The organism is Loktanella salsilacus (genome assembly GCF_024206795.1).
Classification (GTDB): domain Bacteria; phylum Pseudomonadota; class Alphaproteobacteria; order Rhodobacterales; family Rhodobacteraceae; genus Loktanella; species Loktanella salsilacus.
The window spans coordinates 2009083-2022004 of the sequence record NZ_CP072994.1 but is presented as its reverse complement, the minus strand read 5'-3'; the positions used below and the strand labels follow the sequence as shown (position 1 = coordinate 2022004).

The 12922-nt window shown below is 62.7% G+C and carries 15 protein-coding genes; 2 read left to right on the top strand and 13 right to left on the bottom strand.

Going from position 1 to position 12922, the window contains the following annotated elements:
• Window positions 1-66 precede the first annotated feature (66 nt).
• Entirely contained in the window at window positions 67-489 is a 423-nt protein-coding gene (trxC, locus tag KBW81_RS09905; protein WP_090189809.1) for a thioredoxin TrxC, read from the top strand.
• 4 nt (window positions 490-493) lie between these two features.
• Here trxC and KBW81_RS09900 read toward each other — a convergent pair whose 3' ends face one another.
• From KBW81_RS09900 to KBW81_RS09840, 13 genes are all read right to left on the bottom strand, one after another.
• Complete coding sequence (locus KBW81_RS09900) at window positions 494-1105, bottom strand: ABC-type transport auxiliary lipoprotein family protein (RefSeq protein ID WP_254247041.1); 612 nt, start codon at window positions 1103-1105, stop codon at window positions 494-496.
• Between the two features lie 2 nt (window positions 1106-1107).
• The gene (locus tag KBW81_RS09895; protein ID WP_254247040.1) at window positions 1108-2823 is read right to left on the bottom strand and encodes an MlaD family protein; all 1716 of its coding nucleotides are present in this window, start codon (window positions 2821-2823) and stop codon (window positions 1108-1110) included.
• Window positions 2823-3611 (bottom strand): ABC transporter ATP-binding protein, encoded by a 789-nt coding sequence (locus KBW81_RS09890; RefSeq protein ID WP_254247039.1) that lies wholly within the window; start codon window positions 3609-3611, stop codon window positions 2823-2825. The genes KBW81_RS09895 and KBW81_RS09890 overlap by 1 nt, the downstream gene beginning before the upstream one ends.
• A complete protein-coding gene (locus tag KBW81_RS09885) occupies window positions 3611-4696 on the bottom strand; it encodes an MlaE family ABC transporter permease (protein WP_090189802.1) in 1086 nt (361 codons plus the stop codon). The genes KBW81_RS09890 and KBW81_RS09885 overlap by 1 nt, the downstream gene beginning before the upstream one ends.
• 60 nt (window positions 4697-4756) lie before the next feature.
• Window positions 4757-5191 (bottom strand): universal stress protein, encoded by a 435-nt coding sequence (locus KBW81_RS09880; protein WP_090189800.1) that lies wholly within the window; start codon window positions 5189-5191, stop codon window positions 4757-4759.
• 83 nt (window positions 5192-5274) lie between these two features.
• Complete coding sequence (locus KBW81_RS09875) at window positions 5275-5616, bottom strand: chaperone modulator CbpM (protein WP_090189798.1); 342 nt, start codon at window positions 5614-5616, stop codon at window positions 5275-5277.
• Window positions 5613-6545: a DnaJ C-terminal domain-containing protein gene (locus KBW81_RS09870; protein ID WP_254247038.1), complete on the bottom strand. Its 933-nt coding sequence runs from the start codon at window positions 6543-6545 to the stop codon at window positions 5613-5615. Before KBW81_RS09870 ends, KBW81_RS09875 begins: the two co-directional genes overlap by 4 nt.
• 162 nt (window positions 6546-6707) lie before the next feature.
• The gene (gene speB / locus KBW81_RS09865) at window positions 6708-7685 is read right to left on the bottom strand and encodes an agmatinase (RefSeq protein ID WP_254247037.1); all 978 of its coding nucleotides are present in this window, start codon (window positions 7683-7685) and stop codon (window positions 6708-6710) included.
• Between the two features lie 24 nt (window positions 7686-7709).
• On the bottom strand, window positions 7710-8450 hold the full coding sequence (locus KBW81_RS09860; protein WP_254247036.1) for an MBL fold metallo-hydrolase: 741 nt from the start codon (window positions 8448-8450) through the stop codon (window positions 7710-7712).
• Window positions 8447-9433, bottom strand: coding sequence for an ABC transporter ATP-binding protein (locus KBW81_RS09855; RefSeq protein WP_254247035.1), 987 nt, complete (start codon window positions 9431-9433; stop codon window positions 8447-8449). Before KBW81_RS09855 ends, KBW81_RS09860 begins: the two co-directional genes overlap by 4 nt.
• Window positions 9430-10200 (bottom strand): ABC transporter permease, encoded by a 771-nt coding sequence (locus tag KBW81_RS09850; RefSeq protein WP_090189791.1) that lies wholly within the window; start codon window positions 10198-10200, stop codon window positions 9430-9432. The genes KBW81_RS09855 and KBW81_RS09850 overlap by 4 nt, the downstream gene beginning before the upstream one ends.
• A complete protein-coding gene (locus KBW81_RS09845; RefSeq protein WP_254247034.1) occupies window positions 10200-11057 on the bottom strand; it encodes an ABC transporter permease in 858 nt (285 codons plus the stop codon). Before KBW81_RS09845 ends, KBW81_RS09850 begins: the two co-directional genes overlap by 1 nt.
• Window positions 11058-11132: 75 nt before the next feature.
• On the bottom strand, window positions 11133-12188 hold the full coding sequence (locus tag KBW81_RS09840; protein WP_254247033.1) for an ABC transporter substrate-binding protein: 1056 nt from the start codon (window positions 12186-12188) through the stop codon (window positions 11133-11135).
• Window positions 12189-12296: 108 nt separating this feature from the next.
• On the opposite strand from KBW81_RS09840, the gene KBW81_RS09835 reads away from it, so the two are divergent.
• Window positions 12297-12911: a TetR/AcrR family transcriptional regulator gene (locus KBW81_RS09835; RefSeq protein ID WP_175499309.1), complete on the top strand. Its 615-nt coding sequence runs from the start codon at window positions 12297-12299 to the stop codon at window positions 12909-12911.
• Window positions 12912-12922: the final 11 nt, after the last annotated feature.

Here is a 12922-nt window from a genome sequence, read left to right as displayed (position 1 = left end):
AGGCGGCAACAGCTTGCGCCGCGCAGATTGCACCCTAAATATAAGTTAACTTATAGGAGCCCGATCATGGCCGGATTGAAACTGACATGCCTGAGCTGCGCACAGGTGAACCGCGTGCCTGCGGACCGCTTGGCGGCTGCCAAATGCGCGACCTGCGGCGCAAAGCTGGCGGATGGCAAAGTGACAGAGGTCGATCTGGCCACCTTGCAAAAGGCCGCGCGCAACGATGATTTGCCGCTGGTCGCAGACTTTTGGGCCCCGTGGTGCGGGCCGTGCAAGATGATGGCCCCGCAATTCGCGCAGGCGGCAGGCGCGCTAGCGTATCAGGCGCGGCTGGTCAAGCTGAACACCGAAATGCAGCCTAAGGCCAACACGACCTATGGCATTCGCGGCATCCCGACCCTGATCGCCTTTAAGGGCGGCAAAGAAGTCAAACGGCAGGCCGGCGCGCAGCAGATGGCGCAGATCATGGCTTGGGTGCCCGAATAACCCCTTAGGCCTGCCCGGCGGCCCAGTCTGCCATCTGCGGCGCGATCACGTCGATGATCCGCTGAAAGCCTGACACAATGGCCGTTGGCGTGCTGTTTGGCACGGCTGCGGATTGGGCGAACCTGCGCGAGGCTTTGACCGCCTGCGTGCGGTCATCAATCGCGGTGAGTGTGATATCGATATGCGCAACGAATGTGTCCGGGGCTGTGACTTCGACCTCGAACACATCGATCCGCACCAGCAGCACCGTATCCGCCACAGGCCCGCCATCGGTGCGCCCGGCATAGGCGACGCGGCCGGTGCCGGAAATGCTGCGCACCAGAACGGACTGCATCACGACGGGCAAATCATCGCTCCACCGTGCGTCCGGCAGATAGGTCACGGATGCAGGGGCTGGGCGGATCATCAGCCGGTCGGTGCCAATGGGGGCTGCTGCCTCTGGCAGGGCGACCAGCAGCGTGGCTGCGCTGCTGCGGCCAGACACTGCGCCGGATGCGGGGCGCAGGTCATAGGTGTCCAGCGGGGTGGCTGCCGCATCAAGCGCTGAAATGGCGCTGCATCCGCCCAGCAAAGCGGCTCCGCCCAGCAGGGCCATGCGGCGGGATAGATGGGTCATTGTCACCTCCTGTATTCGGGGACGCGGTCATCAAGGATAAAGCGGGCCGGGTCATTGGTCACCCGGCGCACCATGGTATCAAGCGCATTCACCAACCCCCGCGCGTCAGAGGCAAGACGCGACAGTTCCGGCAGGCCATTGGTGGCAAAGCTGCCGATGCCGGGCGCGCTGGCCGCCACAGCGCTTTGCACCTGGCCCACTACGGTATCCGCGCGGGCGATCAGCGCGCGCAAATCAGCGGTGATGGCGGGGGCGTCGCTGGCGACTTGATCCACCGCCGTGCTGATCTGGCCTGCGGCGGTGCGGATATCGTTCAAGGCGGGCTCTAGATCGGTCTGCATCAACCCATCGGCAGATGTGAACGCCGATTGCGCAGAGGCGAGGGCGCCATCCGCCCCGCGCAGCGTGGTATCGAGCCCGTCGAGACTAGAGTTCGCGCGGGTCAGCAAATCCCGCGCTGCGACCAGTGCCGCCTGCGCGTCTGCCGTGATCGGGTCGATCCGGCCTGTCGCCGCTGTCAGATCGGCGGCGATGCGGTCCACGGCGGCTGCGGCGGTCGCTGTGGCGGCGCGGATATCGGCGACGACGGCGGGGACGTCGTTCTGGGCGATGACCTCGATCGTGGCCATGGACCGCTGGGCCGCGGCCAGCACGTCCCGCGCCTCTGCCACCATCAAGGTGCCATCGCCGTCGACAAGGGTGTTAAAGCTGTCGGACGCCGTTGTGACAGCGGCAAAGGCGGTATTGGCGGCTTGCAGCGATTGTTCCAGCTCGGCCAGCCGGGCGTTCAGCAGATCCGGCGTGGCAGACAGCCCGTCCAGCGCCGTGCCGGACCGTTCTTGCAAATCCGCAATCGCAGCGCGGGCCTGCGCGGCGGTGCCTGCGATATCGGCTAGGATGGCGGGCACGTCATTGCCTAACATCGCCTCGACGCTAGCAATCGCGGCGGTGGCTGATGTGACGGCGGGGCCAGCGTCCGTCAGCACCGTATCGGCGCTGTCAAAGGTGCGCGTGACGCTGGCAAGCGTCTCGTCCGCCTGCGCCAAGGTATGTGTCACCGCTGCCGCCAACCCGTCCAGCCGATTGGTAAAGACCGAGATTTGCGAAACCCCTTCGCTCACCGTCCCGGTGATGTCGGAAAAGTCGTTCAACGCCTCGTCCAGCCGCGCAGAAGAGGTGTCGAGGTTGCCCAAGATCGCCGCCACATGCGCCTGATTTTCAGGCCCGGTGATCTGGCGAAACTGTTCCAGCAGGCGCGTCGCCTCTGCCACAAGATCGGGCGCGTCTTCGACCAAAGCCTGCATCGTGGACCGGCGCGAGGCGATAATCCGCAAACCGCTGGCGTCCACATCGGGCGCTGCCGCATCAGGCGTGCCGCCGGAGAGCGAAATATAACTGACGCCCGTCACGCCCTGTGATTGCAGCTGCGCCACGGTGTTGGCACGGATCGGGGTGGCGGCGTCGATTTCCACCGTCGTCAGCACGCGCGACGGATCGGTCGGATCAATGGCCAGCGCAATGACAGAGCCCACGGCGATCCCGTTGAACCGCACATCGCCAGAGGCACCAAGCCCCGAGACATCGTCGAAATAGATGCCATAGGTCGCATATTGCCGGTCCAGCTGCATCCCGGCCAGCCAGATCAAAAACCCAAGCGAGCCGACAATCGCCAGCAGCGTAAACGCCCCGATCAGCAGGTAATTTGCACGGGTTTCCATCAGCTTGTCTTTCCCGCAGAGGCGAGCGCGGCGCGGGCGCGGGGGCCGTGAAAATATTCACGCACCCAAGGGTGATCGACTTTCATCATGTCGTCCATGGTCCCGACTGCCAGCACCTTGCGGTCCGCCAGCACGGCGATCCGGTCGCAGATCGCGTTCAGACTATCAAGGTCATGGGTCACAAGGAACACCGTCAGCCCAAGGGCCGCCTGTAATTGTTTAATCAGCGTATCAAAGGCCGCAGCCCCGACCGGGTCCAGCCCTGCCGTCGGTTCGTCCAAGAACACAATCGCCGGGTCCAGCGCAATGGCGCGTGCAAATCCGGCGCGTTTGCGCATGCCGCCCGACAGCTCTGACGGGAACTTGTCCATCGCGTCCTCTGGCAGACCAACCATGCGGACTTTGATACCCGCCAAGGTTTCGCGCAGGGCATCGGGCAGATCAAGCTGTTCACGCATCGGCGCTTCGACGTTCTGCCGCACGGTCAGGGATGAAAACAGCGCCCCGTCCTGAAACATCACACCCCAGCGGCGGCGCAGGTCGCGGTAGGCGTCGACGCCGGTATCGCGCACGCTTTCGCCGAACACCTCGATCTTGCCTGCCTGCGGCTGCAACAACCCGACAATCGCGCGCAGCAGCACGGATTTGCCTGTGCCGGACCCGCCGACGATGCCGATGATTTCGCCGCGGCGCACATCAAGGTCGAGGCCGTCGTGCACGGTATGCGCGCCGAACCGCGTGACAAGGCCGCGCACGCGGATGATGTGGTCATCGGAATCGGTCACCATCAGATCCCCACCGTCGCGAAAAAGATCGAAAACAGGGCGTCCATCACGATCACCATAAAGATCGACAACACGACAGAGGTCGAGGTCAGCCGCCCCAGCGATTCCGCATCGCCGCCAACGCTCATCCCCTCGTAGCAGCCGATGATGCCGATGATCAGCGCAAAGAACGGCGCTTTGATCATGCCGACGCCAAAGTGCCAGACGTCCGTGTTCGACAGCAGCCGCGCCTGAAATACCGCAGGCGATACGCCCAGATCGATCCACGACATCATCGCGCCGCCGATCAGGCCCGACAGGTCAGCGACAAACCCCAGCGCGGGCAGCATCAGCATCAGCGCCAGCACGCGGGGCACGACCAAAACGTCAATGGGATCAAGGCCAAGCGTGCGCAGGGCGTCGATTTCCTCTCGCATTTTCATCGACCCGATGGCGGCGGTAAAGGCGGACCCGGACCGTCCCGCGACGATGATCGCGGTCAGCAAAATCCCCAGCTCGCGCAGGACAGAGATCGAGATCAGATCAACCACGAACACCTCTGCCCCGAACTGGCGCAACTGGGCAGAGCCTTGGAACGCCAGCACCACGCCGATCAGGAAGGCCATCAGCGCAACAATCGGCACGGCGTTCAGCCCGACTTGCTGGCATTGATGCACGAGCGAGGTCAGGCGCAGCCGCCGCGGCCGCCATAGCAATCCCGCGATGGCGGCGACAACTTGGCCCAGAAACGACAGCAGTTCCTTAGCGGTCTGGCCCGCCGTCGCGACGCGTTTGCCAAAATCGCTGACCCGCGCGGTCAGATCATCCGGGGCAGGCGGCGCGGCATCCGCTGGGGCCAGATTGGCGCGGACGGTTTCGATCAGCTGCGTCTGCACGGGCGTTGCACCAACGATCTGCGCGCCGCCCGCGCGATCCTGCAAGTCGATCAAAAACCACGCGCCCGCCGTATCCATATGCGTCATATCGGTCACGTCGATCACAGCGCCCGCCACCGCAGCGGGGGCAAGCGCCGCCACGGCGTCAATCGTCAGCGCCCCCGCAACGCGCAGGCCATCGTCCGTCGCGGTCAGGCGCGCGGCGGTTGTCATGACGCTGCGGTGCCCGCCGCAACCCGGCAAGCTGGTCGAGGGGTCAGGCGTATCAAGGCGTCATTGCACCGTCAAAACAGGGCATTCAGCATGAGTCGTCAGCTTTTGCGACACGCTGCCCACCAGCAGCCCGCGCAGGGTGCCAAAGCCGCGGCGGCCTGCGACGATCAGATCGGTGCCCGTGTCCTTGGCATGCAGCAAAATCGCCTCTGCCGCAGCGCCGCGCAGCACCTTGGTGCTGACGTCCGCATGTCCGGCGTCAGCTGCGATCACGACGGCCTTTGCCAGCATCTGTTCGGCTAAAGCCTTGATTTCGCTATCATCAATGGGAATAAAAATCACCTCTGATCCGACAGCGACGGCGTCATTGCGCAGCTCTGGCACATGGACGATTTGCAATTCGGACCCGTATTTGCCCGCGATGTCAGCCGCGATCCGCAGCGCCCGTTCGGCGTGGTCAGAGCCATCGAAACCGACCAAAATCTTGTTGAACATGACGATCCCCTTTCCAAGGTTATGCCCCAATATAAACTGGCTTGCGGCGCGGCGTGTTGACTTGGATCAACCAAACCTTGCCGCTAGTGCAAAACGCCGCGCATCTGCTGCGTCAAACGCTGTGCCAGCGCACGCTGCACATCATCTGGCGCGGTTTCAGTGATCGCTGTGCCAAGGGCCTGCACCTGCCGGCGCATGTCGTAAAGCTGGTCCAGCAGGGACAGCACGACCGGCATGGCATGATCGTCGATCTCCATCGTGCCGCGCAGTTCTAGGATCAGCTTGATCCGCGCGACGTCGATGTCCTGAAACACCAGATCGCCCGCGTCATCATCGGGGCGCACCCAGCTTTGCGCGATCCACAGATCCAGATCCTGCCGGTTCAGACCGGACACTTCGGCGACAAGAACATCAATGCTAATCATGCTTTATCCTCCATAGCGGCGCGGGGATTAACGGGGTCTTTCGGCGTCCACTCCGCTAAAAACGCCTTAAGCGCGTCATCGGGCGCACCGATCACGACGCTTAGTTTCGCATACAGATTGCCCGCGTCTTGTTTGCCATGCGCTGGCACGCCGCGCCCGCGCAGGCGCAGCTCCGTGCCGCTGTCAGAGCCTGCGGGGATCTTCATCTTGACCGGGCCTTGCGGCGTCGGCACCTGCACCGGCCCACCCAGCGCGGCCTCTGTAATCGTCACGGGCAGGGTCACGTGGATGTCGTTGCCGCGCCGTTCAAAATAGGCGTGCGGCTTGATCGTCACGGTGATCAGCGCATCCCCCGCCGCGCCGCCGCCAAGCCCCTCTGCCCCCTGACCGCGCAGGCGCAGGATTTGGCCATCCTTGGTGCCCGCCGGGATTTTCACGCTCAGCGAGCGTCCATCGGGCAGGGTCAGGCGGGGCGTGGCACCGTTGATCGCGTCCAGAAAATCGCAGGTCAGGGTATAATTTTCGTCGCTGCCGCGCTGGGGCATATTGCGCCGCCGCTGGCCTTGGCCAAACATCGACCCGAACACATCGTTCAAATCCTCGGGGTTCCAGCCACCGCTTTGCGCGCCCGCGCGGCTATAGCGCTGGCCAGCGCCTTGCTGCGCATAGTCACGATAGGACGGGCCGGTGGCCTTTTCCTGCCCGCTGGCGTCAATCTCTCCACGATCAAACTTGCCGCGCTTTTCGGCGTCGGACAGCAATTCATTCGCGGCAGAGGCTTTCTTAAACGCAGCCTCTGCCACCGCGTCGCCGGGGTTCAGGTCAGGGTGATGTTGCCGCGCCAGCTTGCGATAGGCTTTGCGAATCTCGTCTTGGGTCGCGGTGCGCGGCACGCCGAGCGTGGCATAAGGGTCGTCCAGCTTGGCCAAGGGGCTGTTCCTTTTCTGATGTCGCCTGCCACGGGCTGTTCAGCGCGGGGCAGGCGACTGTGATCTTGCAATTTATGCTTGCAGCTTAGCACGCCTGTGCCGCGCTTACATTGATCTTAATCAGATAGGTTTAGTGAAACCGCAAAGCAGCCCCCGCCGCGCTTAAAACGCAATATCGGACCTTGGCGCAGCGGTGCCGCGCGGCACGCCGGGCAGGGCGCACAGCATTTCAAACAGCAGACCCGCGCCTGCGACGGCGGTGTTGCCGGGCATATCGTAGGGTGGCGACACCTCGACCAGATCGGCCCCTACGATGTTCAGGCCCGCGCAGCCGCGCACGATTTCCATGCCCTGCGCCATGGTCAGCCCGCCGATTTCCGCCGTGCCGGTACCGGGGGCATAGGCAGGATCAAGGCTGTCGATATCAAAGGTCAGATAGACCGGCGTGTCGCCAATCATCGCACGGATTTTGTCCATCAAAGGCGAGAGGGATTTGTGCCAGCACGCCTCTGCCGGGACAACCTTCCAGCCGCGCTCTCGTCCCCAGTCGAAATCAGCGGGGGCATATCCGGTGCCGCGCAGACCGATCTGGAACACTTTGTCGTTGATCAGGCAGCCGTCTTCATGCGCGCGGCGAAAGGGGCAGCCGTGGGCGACCTCTTCTCCGAACATATTCTCGTTTGTGTCGGCATGGGCGTCGATATGGATCAAGGCGACGGGGCCGTGTTTCGCCTTGATCGCCTTTAGGATCGGCCACGACAGCGTGTGATCGCCGCCAAGGGTCAGGGGGATGACGTCGTGTTTCAGGATCGCGTGGTAGTGATCTTCGATGATCTGCACGGATTTTTTCAGATCGAAGGTATTGATCGGCACATCGCCAAGATCGGCCACCCGCAAGCTGTCAAAAGGCGCGGCCCCCGTCGCCATGTTATAGGGGCGCAGCATCCGGCTTTCATCGCGGATTTGCCGCGGCCCAAGCCGTGTGCCGGGGCGGTTCGACGTGCCAATATCCATCGGCACCCCGACAAAGCAGACGTCCAGCCCTGCGGCGGTGTCTTGACTTGGCAGGCGCATCATCGTGGCAGGCCCGCCAAAGCGGGGCATGGTGTTGCCGCCAAGCGGCTGGTTGTTCTGGGTCATGGTATGCTCCGGTTTTGGGTGGGGTCAGGCGCCTTTGGCGCGCAGCCAGTTCGTGATGATGTCGCGGTGGCGTGCGCCGTCATAGGACGGAAAATGGCCGCCGTGGACGGTTTGCACGGGCAGGTCCAGCAGGCGCTTCATGCTGGTGACATATTGCTGCATCTCGGCGGGATCATCGCTTTCGATTAGCGGACCGTCATAGACGATATCGCCCGAGATCAGCATGCCTGTCGCGGCCTCGAACAAGGCAATCCCGCCGGGGCTGTGGCCGGGGGTGTGGATCACCTCGAAATGGCGATCCCCAAGGTCGATGATGTCGCGATCTTGCAAGATCCGCGTCGCGGGGGCGGATTTCACGGTGTAGGTCGCGGATTGATAGGGCTGCGGCGGCAGCGCGGTAAAGATGTCGTCGGTCACGTAGTCGGCGGCAAAGGTGTTTTCGCGCGTGGGATTGGCCAGAATATCCGCCTCTGCCGCGTGGCACAGACGGCAGGGAAATTCGTGGTGCGTGCCGATATGGTCGAAATGGGTGTGGCTGGCGACGGCATCTAGCGGGCGCTCGGTGACCAGCGGCACCCAGTCGCGCAGGCTCAGCACGCCCATGCCGCTATCGACCAGCATGTCTCGGTCGCGGCCACGTACATGCCAGACGTTGCAGCGATAAAACTCTTTGATATGCGGCTCGTCGATATGGGTCACACCGTCGGATAGGGTGCGCGTGCGGTACCAGTCCTGTGGTTTAGCCCGCTTCATGGCCGCAGTCATGGTGCGGCCTGCAACGCGACGACATGGGACGCGAACAGCGGCACCGTGGCCCCCGGCGCGGGCAGATCGCCCAGCGGCAGGTGGGCCACATAGGGCGTGGCGGCGGCGTCCGTGCTGCGGAAATGGCAGCGGTGGTAGGTGCCGAAAAACGCCGTGCTGTCCAATGTCGCGGGGCCAAGGGCGACGTCGCCTTTCAAGCCGACATTCTCTGGCCGCACGCCATGCGCCATGCCCGGCTTGGCTGGATGAAGATCGCCCGGCAACAGATTGATATCCCCCATAAAGTTAGCCGTGAACAACGTCTTGGGCCGCAGGTAAATCTCCTCTGGTGCGCCGAAGTCTTCAACCCGGCCTTGGTTCATCACGACGATGCGGTCAGCGATGGCCATCGCCTCTTCTTGGTCGTGGGTGACGTGGACAAAGGTGGTGCCGACCTTGCGCTGGATCGCTTTGAGCTCGTCTTGCATCTGGCGGCGCAGCTTGAGGTCTAGCGCGCCAAGGGGTTCGTCCAGCAGCAGCACATCCGGATCGACGGCCAAGGCGCGGGCAAGGGCGACGCGCTGGCGCTGACCGCCTGACAGCTCGTGCGGTCTGCGGCCTGCCTTGTCGCGCAGGCCCACAAGGTCCAGCATGTCTTCTGCCTTGGCATTGCGGGCGGCGCGGCCCATCCCCTTCATCCGCAGGCCAAAGCCGACGTTGTCGCGCAAGGACATGTGCGGAAACAGGGCGTAGTCCTGAAACATCGTCGTGGTGGGGCGGTTTTTCGGGGCCACGCCATCCATATCGCGGCCGCCGATTTTCACCGTGCCGCTGGTGGGCGACAAAAAGCCGCCAAGGATGAACAGCAGCGTGGACTTACCGCAACCGGACGGCCCCAGCAGCACGACAAATTCGCCCGCGCCAAAGGACAGATCGATATTGTCCAGCGCTTGAAAGGTGCCAAACGACTGGCTGATGGACTGCAATGCGACGTCTGCGGTCATGACTTTGGCTTTCTGAAAACGGTCAATTCAAGGATGATCAGGATCGCGATGGACACAAGGAACACCAGTGACCCAATGGCATTCGTCGCCGGTGACAGGCCGGATCGCAGCATCGACCAAATCTCGACCGGCAGGGTCACGTCAAAGCGCGTCAGCAGGAACGCGATGATGAACTCGTCCCAGCTAAAGGTGACGGATAGGAAAAATGCGGCCAGCAAGGCGGGTTTCAGCATCGGCGCGGTGACAAGGGCGACGACCTGCAATTCGCTTGCCCCCAGATCGCGGGCGGCGCGTTCGGCGTTTTTCTGATGGTCACCCATCGCCGCGAACAGGATCGCAAAGCACAGGGGCAGGTTGATGACGACATGGCCGACCCCCGTGGCCCAAAGCGACGGGCGCACGCCGATCACGTTGAACATGCTGAGCAATCCCAGCGCGATGATCAGATAGCTGACGGTCATCGGCGCGATCAGCAGGCCGCGCATGATGACTGATCCGGGCAGATGCACGCGGGCCAACCCTTGGGCGGCAAGGAACCCCAGCGTCAACGCGATGGTCGAGGAGATCAGCGCCACAAACAGCGAATTGCGCAGCGCCTCCATCAAGCCGCGGTCGGCCAGCACCTCTGCGTACCATTTGAGCGATGGGCCATCAAAGGGCGGCACGGGCAGGCGGCCCGCTTGGAAGGAAAACAGCACCAGCACGACGACGGGCAAAAAGATAAATGCAAAGATCGCCACAAGATAAGCGTATGACAGCGCGCGCATCAGACCCGGTCCATTTTCAGCCAGCGTGCGGTGGCGGCATAGGCCAGCGTGACCAGCGCCATCAGCACGACGGACAGGGCAGAGGCCATGGGGAAATCCCCCCTGCGCCCAAGTTGCAGCATGATCAGTTGGGGCATTGAAAGCTCGTTATTGCCGCCCAAAATCTGGGGCGTGATGTAATCGCCGATGCACAAAACAAAGGTCAGGAACGCGCCGGTCATGATGCCGGGCAGGGTCAACGGCAGGATCACCAGCCGCAGGGTCTGCCAACCGCTGGCCCCCAGATCGGCGGCGGCGCGGGCATAGTTTGGCGACAGCTGGATCAGGTTAGCGTAGATCGTCAGCGTCAGCAGCATGACAAAGAAATGCACGAAACCGATGATTGTCGCGGTGCGTGTCGCCATGATCTGAATGGGCGCGTCCAGCAGTCCGATCCCGATCAGCCCCTGCATCAGCACACCATTCTGCCCCAGCACCAGCGCCCAAGCGTAAGACCGCACAACGTAGGACGTCCAGAATGGCAGCACCGCCAGCATGATCGCCAACCGCTGATACTTTGGCGGCACCTGCGTTGCGATGATCCATGCCAGCGGCCAAGCCAGCAGCACGGAAATCACCGTGACAGTCATGGTGATTTCAAGCGAGACGAAGATCCCCTTGAGCAGCGACGGGTCGGTGAAAATCTTGACGTAGTTGCCAAGGTCATAGGCCTGCACGACCTCTCGGCCTTCCAGATGCGCGAGGCTGAGCAGGACCATCGCGGCAAAGGGCACAAGGAAAAACGCCAGCGTCCACAGCAAGGCCGGGGCGACAAAGGTCAGGGCAGTGCGCTGCTCGGCGCGCTCAATACGGCTCATGGAATTGGTCCTGTCAGGGGTGGCCCCGGCGAAGTGCGCCGGGGCCAATGGGCCGGGGTCGATGGGTTGGGGCGGTTACTGCTGCAGCATGTCCGTCCACAGGTCCTGCATCGCCAGATCCAGGTCCGCATCCGGCACCGGATACAGCTGCGAATTCGCCAAATAGGCGTCCTGATCGTCCCAGCGCAAAGCGGCCTTTTGATCATCCGTCAGCACGTCGCCAGCCGCGCGGTTCGCAGGCATACCCCAATAGCACGAAGAGGTCGCGAGGCGCGCCTGACCTTCGGGGCTGACGATGTATTTGACGAATTCGGTGGCCATGTCCTTGTTTTCGGAATCCTCTAGCACAGCGATCGACTGGGACCAGCGCAGCGCACCTTGGCTTGGCACGGTCCAGTCCAGCGCGGGGTTTTCGGCGCTCAGCACCGCTGTCACCCATTCGCCGCCGCCGATCAGGATGTCGACTTCGCCGGTGGCAAGGGCGGTCTGGCTGGCGACCACGTCGCTGACTTGGCGCGCGTTGGCCTTCAGCGCGTAGGCGCGGTCGCGCAGCGCCTCGACACTGTCGGCGGTCAGGTCGGCGGTGGCGGTGCCCTGTTCCAGACCGATCAGGCCCAGCACGGGCAGGTAGTAGTCATAAACCGCGATGCGGCCTGCATATTTGTCCGACCACAGGATGCTCAGATCGTCCATATCGGCGGGATCGACCTTGGTTTTGTCATAGGCGATGGTGTTGTAGCCGAACTTTTCCGTCACCGCATAGGTGATGCCATCGCGGCCATTGCTGTCGGCCATCACCAGCTCTGGAAAGAAATCGCCCGTGCCCATGTCGTCCGGCAAGGCGGCCAGTAGGCCCTGATCCACGGCGCGGCCCACATCGACGGTGTCTATGACCATGACGTCCCAATCGCCGGGGCGGGACTGGTCAAGGATCGCAAGTCCCGCGGCCGTGCCCTCATATTCCTTGACGTTGACCTTCACGTCGTGGGCCTGCTCGAACGGTTCCAGCAGGGCAGGGTCGGTGTGATCGCACCAGACCAGCGCGTTGATTTCGCCCTCGGCCTGCGCGGCGCTGGCTAAAAGTAGCATCGCACCAGAAGCGGCCATTGCGGTTGTGGCAGTCTTTTTCATCTTCACTCTCCCATGGGTGTCGCTTGTTGTTGCAATCATGGTTGTGTTGGCCTTAACTTGAAGTCAATCAATAATTGTAGTCACTACAGAAAAATAGAACGGCACGTTATGAGCGGACTTCGGGCGCGTAAAAAAGAAGCAACCAGCCAGCGGATCATCACCGAGGCCTGCCGGATGTTTCAACAAACCGGCTATGAAGAGACGCGGATCGAAGACGTCGCCGCCGCAGCAGAGCTGTCGGTCGCGACATTCTACAACTATTTCCGGTCCAAAGCGGACATTCTGTTGTCCAGCGTGACCGAGGAAACGGAAAAGGTCATCGCGCAGGCCGACCGCTGCATCGCGCAGCCGCATGCGGATGCCGCCAGCGGTTTTGACGCGCTGAGCCAAGTGTATTGGACCTATTCCTTTACCAGCACGTCGCGGCAGATGTGGCGCATCGCCGTGTCGCAAACCATGCTGGACCCGCAGTCAGAGTTTTGCCGCAAGTATGTGGCCCTAGATGACCGCCTGTCGGATCAGGTTTGCAGCTTTATCAGACAGATGCAGGCCGCAGGGCATATCCGGCCAGAGGTTGACGCAGGCCCGATTGGGGCCTTGCTGTTCAACAATGTGAACATGAACTTCCTGGCCTATATCCGCAGCGATACGCTGACGGCGGCGCAGGTGCGCGACGCGGTGCACGCGCAAAGCGCGCCGGTGTTTCGCCTGATTGCAGTGTAGTGGGCTGCGCA

What these genes read in the sequence shown, in the direction of transcription:
- trxC (WP_090189809.1), top strand. Translation starts at nt 67, where the DNA reads ATGGCCGGATTGAAACTGACATGCCTGAGCTGCGCACAGGTGAACCGC.
- KBW81_RS09900 (WP_254247041.1), bottom strand. Translation starts at nt 1,105, where the DNA reads ATGACCCATCTATCCCGCCGCATGGCCCTGCTGGGCGGAGCCGCTTTG.
- KBW81_RS09895 (WP_254247040.1), bottom strand. Translation starts at nt 2,823, where the DNA reads ATGGAAACCCGTGCAAATTACCTGCTGATCGGGGCGTTTACGCTGCTG.
- KBW81_RS09890 (WP_254247039.1), bottom strand. Translation starts at nt 3,611, where the DNA reads ATGGTGACCGATTCCGATGACCACATCATCCGCGTGCGCGGCCTTGTC.
- KBW81_RS09885 (WP_090189802.1), bottom strand. Translation starts at nt 4,696, where the DNA reads ATGACAACCGCCGCGCGCCTGACCGCGACGGACGATGGCCTGCGCGTT.
- KBW81_RS09880 (WP_090189800.1), bottom strand. Translation starts at nt 5,191, where the DNA reads ATGTTCAACAAGATTTTGGTCGGTTTCGATGGCTCTGACCACGCCGAA.
- KBW81_RS09875 (WP_090189798.1), bottom strand. Translation starts at nt 5,616, where the DNA reads ATGATTAGCATTGATGTTCTTGTCGCCGAAGTGTCCGGTCTGAACCGG.
- speB (WP_254247037.1), bottom strand. Translation starts at nt 7,685, where the DNA reads ATGACCCAGAACAACCAGCCGCTTGGCGGCAACACCATGCCCCGCTTT.
- KBW81_RS09860 (WP_254247036.1), bottom strand. Translation starts at nt 8,450, where the DNA reads ATGACTGCGGCCATGAAGCGGGCTAAACCACAGGACTGGTACCGCACG.
- KBW81_RS09855 (WP_254247035.1), bottom strand. Translation starts at nt 9,433, where the DNA reads ATGACCGCAGACGTCGCATTGCAGTCCATCAGCCAGTCGTTTGGCACC.
- KBW81_RS09850 (WP_090189791.1), bottom strand. Translation starts at nt 10,200, where the DNA reads ATGCGCGCGCTGTCATACGCTTATCTTGTGGCGATCTTTGCATTTATC.
- KBW81_RS09845 (WP_254247034.1), bottom strand. Translation starts at nt 11,057, where the DNA reads ATGAGCCGTATTGAGCGCGCCGAGCAGCGCACTGCCCTGACCTTTGTC.
- KBW81_RS09840 (WP_254247033.1), bottom strand. Translation starts at nt 12,188, where the DNA reads ATGAAAAAGACTGCCACAACCGCAATGGCCGCTTCTGGTGCGATGCTA.
- KBW81_RS09835 (WP_175499309.1), top strand. Translation starts at nt 12,297, where the DNA reads ATGAGCGGACTTCGGGCGCGTAAAAAAGAAGCAACCAGCCAGCGGATC.